A 12,554-nucleotide genomic window follows, 5' to 3' on the forward strand; every position below is an offset into this window, starting at 1 on the left:
ACCCAACAGGCGACATAGCGCACAAACAGTGCCGAATTTGAGACGGTCCATCAGGCCAAGCGACCAGCACACCGAGCAGGCCGGAACAGACCTACAGCAACTGCAGCGGCGCTAGACTTCGAGCATGCCCAGCCACTCCCCCCGACCTGCCCTTGCCGCCCGTGGGCAAGCCAGCGCCTGAACCATGGCCTACAGCGCCTCGGTCGGCACCGCCAGCTATCGCTTTGCCGATCTGCGGGAGTTGCTGGCCAAGGCTTCGCCGGAGCGCTCGGGCGACCAGTTGGCAGGCATCGCGGCTGCGACCGCACGCGAACGGGTCGCCGCCCGCTTCGCGCTGGCCGAGCTACCTTTGACTCGCTTCCTCAACGAGGCCGTGATCCCCTATGAACAGGATCAGCTGACCCGGCTGATCATTGACGGCCACGACGCGGCTGCGCTGGCCCCGCTCGCCCATCTGACGGTCGGCGGCCTGCGCGACTGGCTGCTGTCCGACGCCGCCACGCCTGCGGCGCTGGCGGCCCTGGCCCCGGGACTGACGCCCGAGATGGCGGCAGCGGTCAGCAAGCTGATGCGCAACCAGGACCTGATTCTGGTGGCCAGCCGCTGCCGGGTCGTCACCCGCTTTCGCTCGACTCTGGGTCTGCCCGGCCATCTGGCGGTGCGGCTGCAGCCCAACCACCCGACCGACACCCCCGCCGGTATCGCCGCCAGCATCCTGGATGGGCTGATGTATGGCGCCGGCGACGCGGTGATCGGCATCAATCCGGCCGCCGACAGCGTGCCGGCGCTGTGCCGGCTCCTGGGCCAGCTCGACGAGCTGATCCAGCGCCACCAGATCCCCACCCAGAGCTGTGTGCTGAGCCATATCAGCAACACCCTGCAGGCGATCGCGCTGGGCGCACCGGTGGATCTGGTATTCCAGTCGATCGGCGGCAGCGAGGCCTGCAACCGCAGCTTCGGTGTCGACATCGCGCTGCTCGACGAGACCCATGCGGCCGCTCGCTCGCTGGCGCGCGGCACGGTCGGCGATAACCTCATGTACTTCGAGACCGGCCAAGGCAGCGCGCTGTCGGCCGGTGCTCATCACGGCGTCGACCAGCAGACCTTAGAGGTCCGTGCTTATGGTCTGGCACGGCGCTATCGGCCGCTCTTGGTCAACACGGTGGTCGGCTTCATCGGGCCCGAGTACCTGTTTGATGGCAAGCAAATCATCCGCGCGGGTCTGGAGGACCATTGCTGCGGCAAGTTGCTCGGCCTGCCTATGGGCTGCGACATCTGCTACACCAACCATGCAGAGGCCGACCAGGACGATATGGACAATTTGCTGGTGCTGCTGGCCAGCGCCGGCGTGAACTTCATCATGGGCGTGCCGGGCGCCGATGATGTCATGCTGAACTATCAGAGCAGCTCCTTCCACGATGCGCTGTTCCTGCGTCGCCTGCTCGGACTCAAGCGCGCGCCGGAGTTCGAAGTCTGGCTGCAGCGCATGGGCATCAGCGGCAGCGACGGCGCGCTGCTGCCGCCGACCGCGCACCCGCGCCTGATGCCGCCGAGGGATGGGACATGAGTGAGGACGACGAGCCCTGGGCCGAGTTGCGCCGGCACACGCCGGCCCGTATCGCGCTGGGCCGCAGCGGCATCAGCCAGCGCACCGCCGACTGGCTGCACTTCGCGGCCGACCATGCCCAGGCCCGCGATGCAGTGCATCTGCCGCTGGACGAGGCCGCGCTGAGGGACGGCCTGATCGAGGACGGCTGGCCCGAGCCAATGACCGTACACAGCCGCGCCGGGACACGCATCGAGTATCTGCGCCGGCCCGACCTGGGCCGACGTCTCGACGCGGCAGATGCCGCCGCGCTGCGCTCACGCGCCGGCACGCCGGTCGACATCGCCCTGATGCTGGGCGATGGTCTGTCGGCGGCGGCACTGCAGGCGCATGCCCGCCCGCTGCTGCGGGCGCTGCGCGAGGCGCTGGCTCAGCGGGTGAGCGTGGCGTCGCCGGTGCTGGCCCTGCAGGCCCGCGTCGCGCTAGGCGACGAGATCGGCGCGCTGCTGCGGGCTCGACTGGTGCTGGTGCTCATCGGCGAGCGGCCGGGCCTGAGCTCGGCCGACAGCTTGGGCGCCTACCTGACGCATGGTCCGGAGATCGGGCGCAGCGATGCCCAGCGCAACTGTGTCAGCAATATCCGCCCTGCGGGCCTGGCACCGGCATTGGCGGCTCAGCGCCTGGCCTGGTTGATCCAGGCCTCCCTGCGGCGCGGCCTCAGCGGCATCGCGCTGAAGGACGATAGCGAAGGGGCGCTGCTGCTGGATCAGAAATGAGGGCCTTCAGCTCGACTCCCGCGTGATGGCGCTCGCGCTGACCACCCGGTTGCGGCCGCTGCGCTTGGCCTCGTACAGCGCCTCATCGGCCTGGCCATAGGCCGCATCGAAGCTGCTACCCCGCGGCAGGCAGGCCACGCCGAAACTCGCACTCACCGCATGGCCGCCGGGCAGGCCGAAGTCGTGGCCGGCGACCTTGCCCCGCAGGCGCTCGGCCAGCGCGACCGCCGCCTCGCAGCCATCGTCGCGCAGCAGCACAGTGAACTCTTCCCCGCCGACCCGGCCAATATCGGCACCGGGCGGCACCTCGGCCTGCAGGCAGGCCACCACGCCGCGCAGCACCGCATCCCCGGTCGGGTGGCCGAAGCCGTCATTGACACGCTTGAAGTGGTCAATGTCCAGCACGATGAGCGCGACACCGTGCTGTGTCAGATAGCGGTTGGCGCGCTCGATGATGGCCGCACGATTGAGCACACCGGTCAGTGAGTCGTGGGTTGCGCGGTATTCCAGCTCGCCGGCCAGCTCATGCAGGCGCTGGTTGAGCCGGTTCATCTCCAGCTCCTCTCGGTCGCTACGGCGCACCAGACGGCGCGTCTCACGCAGCAGCCGCTCATAGGCCAGTATCAGCTCGCCCAGGGCCTGGTGATGCCAAGCCCCCTCCTCGGCATAGGCATTGCGGGCCGACGCCAACGCGCGGATCTCCAGTTCGAACAGATCGTCTTCGGGCTGCGGCATGCGGTACATCATCGTTGTCGCACCCAGCTGCTGACGCGCGTTCACACCGTGCCTACCGGTTGCATCACGAACTCGATGGCCGGGAAGTCATCGGCCAGTTCTTGGCCGAACTCGTGGATGGTGTCGTCCTCGGCGTCGTGGAACCAGTGCAGCGTCACCTTGTTGCCCCCGGTCTCCACCGCCTCGGCCAGCGCCTCGATGATGTTGAACAGCATCTTGGTGCTGGAGCTGTTGAAGTAGGCCAGCGCGATATTGACGGTGATGGTGCGCTGCCTGCAACTGCCCAGGTAGGCGCGCAGCTGGCGGATGATGTCGCCGTAGAAGGCGGCCGCGTTCTCGGGATAGGACTCGCCTCGCAGGCTCAGTACGCCCTCGCCGAAACGGAAGTCCACCTCGGGCGAGCTGGGGCTGGCGGCGATATAGAGGGTGTTCTCCATGCCTGGGTTCTCGTGGTGGGGAGTGGGCACGGGCATCAGATGACCGCCCGCAGGGAGAGGACCTGGGTGTCAGGCCGGTCGTCCATTGGCTCGATGCTAAACGCAAGAGGCTCGCTGGCGTCGCGTGCCATGGTCAGAAAGCCCATGCCCGCGCCCTTGCTGCCTTCGGGCGTCTCGGCGCGCAGACCTTCCCGGTAGGCTTTCTTGATCTCGTCCAAGGTCATGCTGCGCAGGCGCTCGAGCTTCTCGCGCAGACCCTCGGCCACGCCGGCCTCGACCGGGTTGGCGCACAGCAGCAGATAACGGCCGTCGCGCTCGCTGATGCAGACCGATCCGTGGCGCAGCTCGCGATCGGTCTGGCTGCCTGGGGTCAGTGCGTCGGCCGAGTAGTGGATGATGTTTTGCGCCATCTCGATGAAAGAGGAGAACAGCTTGCGCCGGGTCGGTCCATCGACGCCGCTGATCTCCAACTGCAGCTTCACCGCCTCGGCCATCGCCGCGATGATGTTCTGCGAGAAATAGCCGACGTAGTAGAAGATCACCCGGTGGCGTTGCGCCAGATCGAAGAAGGCTCCGTACTCTTGCACGATGGGAGCGGGGGAGGACATGATGACAAAGACTCCTAGACGCGGAAACAGAAGAAGCTGAGGTCGTCGCGGCGATGGTGCGGGCCTTGCCAGGCTTGCAGCGCGTCCAGCAGCGCACGGTTGATCTCGGCAGTCGGCTGCTCGCGCCGCGCCAGCAGCAGCTCACGGATGCGCCGCTTGCCGAAGGCAATGGCCTTGGGGCCGCCAATCTGGTCGATCAGGCCGTCGGTGGTGACGAAGACCAGGCTGCCGGGCTGCAGCGGCACGCAGCGGTTGGTCCAGGCGAAGTCGAGATCGCTGTCCACATAGCCGACGCCCTTGCGTTCGCCATCGATCATCTCGACGCCGGCCTGGCCCGGGTTGAGCAGAAACAGCGCGATCTTGGCGCCAGCGAAATGCAGGAGGCGAGTGCCGGCGTCGAACCAGAAGCAGGCCGCGTCCATGCCGTCGTCCGAACCGGGCGTTTCATCCTGGCCGTCCATCTGGCCCAGCATCTGTTTGATGCTGCGGTTGACGCTGGCGAGCAGCCGCGCCGGGTCGCGCGGGCCGTGCTGCTCGATCGCTTTGGACAGCGTGATCGAGGCGATCAGGGTCATGAAGGCACCGGGCACGCCGTGGCCAGTGCAGTCGGCTACCGTCGCGAACCAGCCCTCGGGCATCGCGCTGAACTGGTAAAAATCGCCGCCGACCACATCGCGCGGCTCCCATACCAAGTCAGCGTCCAACCGGGTCTGAGCCAGGGCCTCACGCGAGGTGCGCAGCATCGAGCGCTGGATCACGCTGGCGTACTCGATGCTGTGCATGACCTGACGATTGCGCGCCTCCTGCATATCGGCGACCACACGCATCAGAGGCAGGCCCTGGCCGACCCCGGCGAAGGCGCCATCACGGGTGATGATGAAGCCGTCGGTCAGCGCCTTCTCGCCAAAGGCCACCGCGCGCTGGGTCAGCTCCTCGATCGCCATTCCGGCATCCACCACCAGAGGCTCCTTGTCCATGAAGGCGATACAGCTTTTGCGGTTGTAGAGCTCCCGGTGAAAGGGCTTGCTCATCTGCGAGAGAAAGATATTGCGGTTGATCAATCCAATCGGTTGGCCGTTCTCCACGACCGGCAAGCTCATCAGCTCGCGGTGCCGGGTGAACACCTCCATCACCTGCTCGTTGTTCTGATCAGTCCCGATGGCAGGCACGTCGACGCACAGATCGCCCGCGCTGGGCTCGCGAAATCTGGGGCGGCACTCTTGCAAATAGGTGGCGGCAGCGGCGTCGGACATGGCAGGCGCAGAAAAGCACAAGGTCGGGATGCTAGGCAGACCAGATCACACGGCTGTGACAACTGGTCACAAACTGGGCACCGCCCGCCGCAATGCGCATTTGCGTGACTAATGTCGCAGCCCGGCCGCCCGGCTGCGGCGACTGCGCAACGCTTCAGTGCAGCGCCGACAGGAACTGCTTGAGCTCGGGGGTCTGCGGCGCGCCAAAGATCGCCTCGGGTGGCCCCATCTCGTGGATACGCCCGGCGTGCATGAAGACCACCCGGTCCGCCACTTTGCGCGCGAAGTTCATCTCGTGCGTGACCATCAGCAAGGTCATGCCCTCGTCGGCCAGACTCTCGACCACCCGCAGCACTTCGCCGACCAGCTCGGGATCCAGCGCCGAGGTGATTTCGTCGCACAAGAGGATGCTGGGCTGCATCGCAAGCGCGCGCGCGATCGCGACGCGCTGCTGCTGGCCGCCGGAGAGCTGGTCGGGGAAGGCATCGAACTTTTCGGCCAGGCCGACCCGCTCGAGCAGTTGGCGGGCCTGACGCTCGCCCTCGGCCGTGCCCTGCTTCTTGACCAGGCTTGGCGCCAGCATCACATTGCGGCCCACGCTCAGGTGCGGGAACAGATTGAAACTCTGAAAGATCATGCCCACATGCTGGCGCAGCTCGCGCATCGCGCGGGCATTGCCATGCAGCAGCGGCAGGCCGTCCACCAGCAGCTCGCCCTGCTGGAACTCCTCCAAGCCGTTGACACAGCGCAGCAAGGTGCTCTTGCCTGAACCGCTCTTGCCGATGATGGCAATCACCTCGCCGGGCTCGACCTCCAGATCGATGCCTTTGAGCACCTCGTTGGCGCCGTAGGACTTGCGCAGCGCGCGGATGCTGGCGGCGCAGGTGCGATCAGTGTTTGTTGACATTCAATTTCCTCTCCAGTGAACGGGCATAGAAGCTCACCGGGAAACACAGCGAGAAGTACATCAGCGCAACGCAGCTGTACACCAAAAAGGGCTGGAAGGTGGCATTGCTGATCATCGTGCCGGCCTTGGTCAACTCGACAAAGCCGATCACCGAGGCCAATGCCGTGCCCTTGATGACCTGGACCAAAAAGCCGACCGTCGGCGCGATCGCCATGCGGCCGGCTTGCGGCAGCACGATGTGGCGTAGCTGCTCGCCAAAGCTCATCGCCAGGCTCTGTGCGGCCTCCCACTGTCCCTTGGGCACGGCCCGCACACAGCCTTGCCAAATCTCGGCCAAAAAGGCGCTGGTGTACAGCGTCAGTGCCAGCGCAGCCGCCGTCCAGACCGAAGTCTCAAAGCCCAAGAGCGCCATCCCGAAGTAGGCCAGGAAGAGCTGCATCAGCAAGGGCGTGCCCTGGAAGAGCTGCACATAGCCCCCCACCAGTGCCTGGGCGCCGGGCCAGCGCGCGGTGCGCGCCACCAGCAGCGCAAGACCCACCACGCCGCCGCCGACAAAGGCGATCAGCGAGAGCACGACGGTCCAGCGCACGGCCATCAGCAAATTGCGGACGATGTCCCACAGACTGAACTCAACCACGACGATGTCCTCCGAACAGGAAACGCGGCCCCAGCCAGTTCAGCAAGCTGCGTAGCGCGATGGCCAGCAGCAGATAGATGGCAGTGGCGACAATGAAGGACTCGAAGGCGCGGAAGTTGCGGCTCTGGATCAGATTGGCGGCGTAGCTCAGCTCCTCGGTGGCGATCTGACCGCAGACGGCCGAGCCCAGCATCACGATGATGATCTGGCTCACCATCGAGGGCCAGACTCGGCGCAGCGCCGGCGGCAACAGCACATGGAGAAAGACCTGGGGCCGGCTCAGCGCCAGGCTCAGCCCGGCCTCGGTCTGGCCGCGCGAGGTCGACGCGATGCCGCCGCGCACGATCTCGCCGGCATAGGCGCCCAGGTTGACCACCATCGCGATCACCGATGCGGTCTCCGGCGTCAGCTTGACGCCGGCCGCCGGCAGGCCGAAGAACACGAAGAAAAGTTGGACGATGAAGGGCGTGTTGCGGATCGCCTCCACATAGCCGGTCGCCAGCCAGCGCAGCGGCCCCGGCCCGTCCAGCCGCGCCCAGGCGCAGGCCACGCCCAGGCCCACGCCCAGCAACGCCGCGATCGCGGTCAGGCCCAGGGTCCATGCCACCCCGGTCAGCAGCAGCCGCCACTCGGCCAGCACGGCCAGGAAGTCAAACGTGATCATTCAGCACCGATCACAGCGGCAGGTCACCGGCGCCACGACCCAACCACTTCTTGGACAGTGCCTCGATGCTGCCGTCCTTCTTGGCCGCTGCGATGATCTCGTTGACTTTGACCAGCAACGCATCCTCGCCCTTGGCCACGCCGATGAAGCAGGGACTGTCCTTGAGCAGCAGCTTGTACTCGGCGCCCAGCTGCGGATTGCGCTGCGCCATCAGAGCAGCGGCCGAAGCGCTGGTCGCGATCAACTGGGTCTGGCCAGCCACATAGGCCGCCACCGTGGCGTTGTTGTCCTCGAAGCGTTTGATCTGGAGGCTGGCCGGCGCCACCTTGCCCAGCTCCTGGTCCTCCATCGCGCCGCGGGTGACTGCGACAGTCTTGCCGGCCAGATCTTCCCAGCTCTTGACGGCCATGGCCTTGGGCCCGAACACGGCCTGGTAGAACGGCGCGTACGCGGCGCTGAAGTTGATCACCTTCTCGCGCTCCGGGTTCTTGCCCAGGGTCGAGATCACCAGATCGGCCTTCTTGGTCTGCAAATAGGGAATGCGATTGGCGCTGGTGACCGGCACCAGTTCCAGCTTGACGCCGAGCTTGGAGGCAATCAGCCGGGCCATTTCGATATCCAGACCCTGGGGCGCCATATCGGTGCCGACAAAGCCGTAAGGTGGGTAGTCGGTCGGGATCGCGATATTGATCTGCTTCTTGGCCAGGATGCCGTCCAGCGCGGTCTGCGCCTGGGCCGAGAATGCACCAAAGAGGGTCATGAGGGCCAGGCTGGTGTGCAAAAAGGGGCGGCGTTGCATGCAATGGACTCCGGGTTGGTGATGACTGTCACAACCTTGTGCAAAACCCATGCCACGGCTTTGGATTTTTTGAACGTTGCGATCAATCGCGGCCAGTCTCTGAGGTCGCAGCAAGGCACACACTGCTGGCATGGCCCCTACCCGACTTCCCACCTACTTCCTGTCCCATGGCGGCGGCCCTTGGCCCTATATGGAAGGCCCCTTCCGCGAGAACTTCCACCAGTTGGAAGCCTCGCTGAAGGCCATCCCGGCAGAGCTGGGCTGCAAGCCCCATGCGGTGCTGATGATCTCGGGGCACTGGGAGGAGCAGCAGTTCAGCCTGATGGCGGCTGAGCGACCGCCCATGGTCTATGACTACGGTGGCTTCCCGTCGCACACCTACTCGATCCGCTACCCGGCACCGGGCGACCCGGCACTGGCTGCGCGGGTCATGACCCTGATCGAGCAGGCCGGTCTGCCCAGCGCGCTGGACGCGCAGCGCGGCTTCGACCATGGCGCGTTCACAACCATGTTCCCGATGTATCCGGCTGCCGAGGTGCCGCTGGTGCAGCTGTCCATGCTGCAAGGCTATGACCCGGCCATCCATCTGGCGCTGGGCCGGGCGCTAGCGCCGCTGCGTGACGAGGGCGTGCTGATCATCGGCAGCGGGCTGAGCTATCACAATCTGCGCGCTTTCGGACCGGCGGCCAAGACGGCATCGGGCCAGTTCGACGCCTGGCTGCAGCGGACCTTGTTGCAGACCCCGCCGGCCGAGCGCAGCACGCTGCTGACGCAGTGGAGCGTGGCACCGGCGGCCCGCCAAGCCCATCCGCGCGAAGACCATTTGATCCCGCTGATGGTCGCAGTCGGTGCCGCCGAGAGCGAAGCCGGCGCGCTGGTCTATCACGAGAGCGCCTTCATGGGCGGCGTCACCGCCTCGAGCTTTCGCTTCGGCGCCCTGCCCGGCTGAGTCGCGCTTGGCTCAGGCCAGCGATCGCTGCATGAATCGGGCCTCGGGCCCGAAACTGGCCAGCTTGGCGGCCAGCGCGGCGGGGAGCTGCTGCAGCGAGCGATAGCCCTGGCGCTGCCAGAAAGTTTCGGCCCCCTGCACGGCGACTAAGCCCAAGGTCGTCAGCCCCAGATCGACCGCCCGGCGCTCCAGGTGCTCGACCAGGCGGCGCGCCAGCCCCAGGGAGCGGCCGGCCGGCGCCACGGCCAGGTCGTGCAGGTAAAGCAGACGCGGCTCGGCCGGCAGCGTCAGGCTTTGCGCATTCAGCGCCGGCAGGCTGTCATGGCATAGCGGCAAGCTCACCAGATAGGCCAGCGGCTGCTCGCCACGCCTGGCCATCCAGCAGGTCCGGTAAGGCTCAGCGGCGTGCAGCTTGGCGGCGAAGGCTTGCGCATCTTCCAGAAAATCGGCGCCATAGCACTGCGCTTGCAAAGCCAGTACGGCCGGCACATCAGCCGCGGACAGCGGCTGCAGAGTGAATTCAGACATTGAAGTAGGCCAGTAAACGCGCGCCGACCGGCGTAAAAATCACGATAAACCCCAGCACATTGACAATCACTGTCAGCCAGAACAGGCGCAAGAACTCCGGCTTGTTGGACTTGTGGCGCAGGATGTGTTGGGCCAGCAATGCGCCGGGCCAGCCGCAGGCCAGGGCCAGGCCATGCAGGGTGCCCTCGGCGACCCGCCACTGATTCAGGCGCGCGGCCCGCTTGTCGCCGGCGTAGACGATGAAGGTCGCCAGGCTCATTGCCAGATAGGCGCCCCACAGCGCACGCGGCAGCTCAAAGGCCAGCTGGCAGATCAGCACCAGCGCGGCAAAGCCGGGCACCAGCCATAGGCTCAGACCACGCCGGGCCTCGCGCCGCGAGCGCTCGCGCTCCAGCGCGGTCGGCCCGGCTGGGGCAGCCGGCTTGGGCTCCAGGCTTTGCACCTTCAGCGCGCGCGGCTTGCCTTGGGCGTCCTCGCCCGGCTGATAGCTCAGGCGTTCGCCGACAAAAGGCCGGCGTGCGCGCAGACCAAAGGCTTTGATATGGACGAAGAGCTTCGCCCCCCCGGCGTCCGGGGCGATGAAGCCATAGCCCTTGGCGTCGTCCCACTGGATCAGTTTTCCGTTCGCTCTCATGACGCTGTCATTAAAAAAGCCCGCTGACGCGGGCTCTTGCCTTACTGGAGTCTATCTGCGTTCAGCGGCCGAAACCGCTGCGGCGCGGCGCACCGGCCGGCGGGCCGTTGCGCTTGGCACCCGGGCCGCCAGGGCCGCGGCGATCGCCACCGAAGGAGGGACGCTCGCTGAAGCCGGCGCCACCACGCGGCTCGAAGTTGCCACCGGTACGGGGGGCAAAGTCGCGGGCCGTGAAGTTCGGCTTGTTGCCGAAGCTGGGCTTACCACCGAAGGCCGGCTTGTCGCCATAGCTCGGGCGGTCGCCACGCGGGGCGAAGTTGCGATCGGCATTGTTGCCACGGAACTCGCCGCGCGGCTCGAAGCCTTCCGAACGCGGGGCGGCGTCACGGTGCTGGAACGGCTTGCCGCCTTCACGGGCGAACGAAGGCTTGGGGCCGTCGCGATGGAAGGGCTTGCCACCACCAAAGGTCTTGCCGCCGCCACCGAACTTGTTACCCCAAGCCGGACGGCTGCCACGGTCTTCGAAGCCACCACCGGCACCAGCCGGGCGCGGCGGGAAGATGCGCGGTTCTTGCGTCTTCGGCTCCAGGCCGGCGATCTGCGCCACCGGGATCGTCTGGGTCGTGAATTGCTGGATGCGGCGGATCATCGACACGTCGTCACGCACGGCCAGGGTCACGGCCAGACCGGCGCGGCCAGCACGGCCGGTACGGCCGATGCGGTGCACATAGTCCTCGGCCTTCATCGGCAGACCGTAGTTGATGACGTGGGTGATGGTCGGTACGTCGATGCCACGGGCAGCGACATCGGTGGCCACCAACACGCGCACTTCGCGACGGCGCAGCGCCATCAACACGCGGTTGCGACGGCCTTGCGGCATGCCACCATGCAGCGGAGCGACCGAGTGACCGATCTCCTGCAGGCGCTCGGCCAGCCAGTCGGCATCGCGCTGGGTCGATGTGAACACCACGGCTTGGTCCAACTCGGGCTCGGCCAGGATGGCCTCCAGCAGCTGATCCTTGTGGTTGTTGTTGTCGGCCCAGTGCAGGCGCTGGGTGATGTTCTCGTGGGTGTCGGTGTGCGATGCGACATCGACGCGCAGCGGGTCACGCAGCAGGTCGTGGGCCAAGCGGCCGACATGGCCGGCGAAAGTGGCGCTGTACATCACGGTCTGGCGGGCCGCCGGGATGCGCTCGGCGATCACCTTGATGTCGTCGATGAAGCCCATGTCCAGCATGCGGTCAGCTTCGTCGAGCACCAGCATCTCGACATTGTCGAGCACGGCCTTGCCGGATTGCAGGTGGTCCAGCAGGCGGCCGGGTGTTGCAATCAGGATGTCCAGCGGACCGGACAGTTGCTTGATTTGCAGCGCATAAGGCATGCCGCCCAACACGGTGGACAGCTTCAGGCCCGGCACATGGCGGCCGTAGGTCTGAGCGGCTTTGGCCACTTGCATGGCCAGTTCGCGGGTGGGCGTGAGCACCAAAATTCGGGGGCCGAAGATTTTGCCCTTTTCACGGCGGGTGTTGTTGTCACCACGGGTGTCCAAAATCTTCTGCAGCGCCGGCAGGATGAAGGAGGCAGTCTTGCCCGAACCGGTGCGCGATGACACCATCAGGTCTTGTCCGTTGAGGCCCGGCGGAATCGCCTGGGCTTGCACTTCGGTAGCGGTTTCGTAGCCGGAGTCTTTCACGGCGCGCAACAGGGACTCGTGCAGGCCTAGATTTTCAAAGCTCATATCTTCTTTCAACAAAGCCGTGCCCTGCCCCGGTCTTGGCGGGACAAAAGCACGCGCTCGCCGCGCCAAATAGAGGACGCGGTCAAGCCAGTAAAGTCGCTGGGAGAAAGCTCGCGTCGCACACCTTCTTTTCGCGCGGCCCAACAGATGAGCCAGGCCTGGTGCGGCGCCGGGGAACAGTCATAGCGACGGCATCGCCGCCGACCGAACCCGAAGGGTGCTCAGCGCGTCGTATGAAGCCCGGTGGCGATCACCGGATACGGCCTGAACGTGGTCAGAGGAGACGAACGAACCGTTGCAAACAACGCTGCAACGAAGCCGCGACTATAGCACGCTAGGGAAA

14 protein-coding genes are annotated in these 12,554 nt (G+C 66.1%); 3 read left to right on the plus strand and 11 right to left on the minus strand.

Annotated features, from left to right (window positions below; genetic code table 11):
- Window positions 1-184: 184 nt before the first annotated feature.
- Window positions 185-1,567 (plus strand): ethanolamine ammonia-lyase subunit EutB, encoded by a 1,383-nt coding sequence (locus OOZ63_RS15245; RefSeq protein ID WP_266006396.1) that lies wholly within the window; start codon window positions 185-187, stop codon window positions 1,565-1,567.
- Complete coding sequence (gene eutC / locus OOZ63_RS15250; RefSeq protein WP_266006397.1) at window positions 1,564-2,322, plus strand: ethanolamine ammonia-lyase subunit EutC; 759 nt, start codon at window positions 1,564-1,566, stop codon at window positions 2,320-2,322. Before OOZ63_RS15245 ends, eutC begins: the two co-directional genes overlap by 4 nt.
- A 6-nt stretch (window positions 2,323-2,328) precedes the next feature.
- Here eutC and OOZ63_RS15255 read toward each other — a convergent pair whose 3' ends face one another.
- From OOZ63_RS15255 to OOZ63_RS15290, 8 genes are all read right to left on the minus strand, one after another.
- A complete protein-coding gene (locus OOZ63_RS15255; protein WP_266006399.1) occupies window positions 2,329-3,069 on the minus strand; it encodes a GGDEF domain-containing protein in 741 nt (246 codons plus the stop codon).
- Between the two features lie 29 nt (window positions 3,070-3,098).
- Window positions 3,099-3,494 carry a DUF1987 domain-containing protein gene (locus OOZ63_RS15260; protein WP_266006572.1) on the minus strand — a complete coding sequence of 132 codons (396 nt, stop codon included), beginning with the start codon at window positions 3,492-3,494 and terminating at the stop codon, window positions 3,099-3,101.
- A 35-nt stretch (window positions 3,495-3,529) separates the two neighbouring features.
- Window positions 3,530-4,102 carry a SiaB family protein kinase gene (locus OOZ63_RS15265; protein ID WP_266006400.1) on the minus strand — a complete coding sequence of 191 codons (573 nt, stop codon included), beginning with the start codon at window positions 4,100-4,102 and terminating at the stop codon, window positions 3,530-3,532.
- A 14-nt stretch (window positions 4,103-4,116) separates the two neighbouring features.
- Window positions 4,117-5,355, minus strand: coding sequence for a SpoIIE family protein phosphatase (locus tag OOZ63_RS15270; protein ID WP_266006401.1), 1,239 nt, complete (start codon window positions 5,353-5,355; stop codon window positions 4,117-4,119).
- A gap of 154 nt (window positions 5,356-5,509) precedes the next feature.
- On the minus strand, window positions 5,510-6,262 hold the full coding sequence (locus tag OOZ63_RS15275; protein ID WP_266006402.1) for an amino acid ABC transporter ATP-binding protein: 753 nt from the start codon (window positions 6,260-6,262) through the stop codon (window positions 5,510-5,512).
- A complete protein-coding gene (locus OOZ63_RS15280) occupies window positions 6,246-6,899 on the minus strand; it encodes an amino acid ABC transporter permease (RefSeq protein WP_266006403.1) in 654 nt (217 codons plus the stop codon). The genes OOZ63_RS15275 and OOZ63_RS15280 overlap by 17 nt, the downstream gene beginning before the upstream one ends.
- On the minus strand, window positions 6,892-7,563 hold the full coding sequence (locus tag OOZ63_RS15285; RefSeq protein ID WP_266006404.1) for an amino acid ABC transporter permease: 672 nt from the start codon (window positions 7,561-7,563) through the stop codon (window positions 6,892-6,894). Before OOZ63_RS15285 ends, OOZ63_RS15280 begins: the two co-directional genes overlap by 8 nt.
- A gap of 10 nt (window positions 7,564-7,573) precedes the next feature.
- Window positions 7,574-8,362 (minus strand): transporter substrate-binding domain-containing protein, encoded by a 789-nt coding sequence (locus OOZ63_RS15290; RefSeq protein ID WP_266006405.1) that lies wholly within the window; start codon window positions 8,360-8,362, stop codon window positions 7,574-7,576.
- A gap of 130 nt (window positions 8,363-8,492) precedes the next feature.
- On the opposite strand from OOZ63_RS15290, the gene OOZ63_RS15295 reads away from it, so the two are divergent.
- Entirely contained in the window at window positions 8,493-9,311 is an 819-nt protein-coding gene (locus OOZ63_RS15295) for a DODA-type extradiol aromatic ring-opening family dioxygenase (protein ID WP_266006406.1), read from the plus strand.
- Window positions 9,312-9,323: 12 nt separating this feature from the next.
- Here the strand turns inward: OOZ63_RS15295 and OOZ63_RS15300 are convergent, their stop codons facing one another.
- The 3 genes from OOZ63_RS15300 to OOZ63_RS15310 all read right to left on the minus strand — a co-directional run bounded on the left by OOZ63_RS15300 (window position 9,324) and on the right by OOZ63_RS15310 (window position 12,211).
- Entirely contained in the window at window positions 9,324-9,839 is a 516-nt protein-coding gene (locus OOZ63_RS15300) for a GNAT family N-acetyltransferase (protein ID WP_266006407.1), read from the minus strand.
- Window positions 9,832-10,473, minus strand: a complete 642-nt coding sequence (locus tag OOZ63_RS15305; protein WP_266006408.1) for a cold shock and DUF1294 domain-containing protein — start codon at window positions 10,471-10,473, stop codon at window positions 9,832-9,834. Before OOZ63_RS15305 ends, OOZ63_RS15300 begins: the two co-directional genes overlap by 8 nt.
- 61 nt (window positions 10,474-10,534) lie before the next feature.
- Window positions 10,535-12,211: a DEAD/DEAH box helicase gene (locus tag OOZ63_RS15310; protein ID WP_266006409.1), complete on the minus strand. Its 1,677-nt coding sequence runs from the start codon at window positions 12,209-12,211 to the stop codon at window positions 10,535-10,537.
- Window positions 12,212-12,554: the final 343 nt, after the last annotated feature.

Source organism: Paucibacter sp. PLA-PC-4 (assembly GCF_026241155.1).
Lineage (GTDB): Bacteria > Pseudomonadota > Gammaproteobacteria > Burkholderiales > Burkholderiaceae_C > Roseateles_E.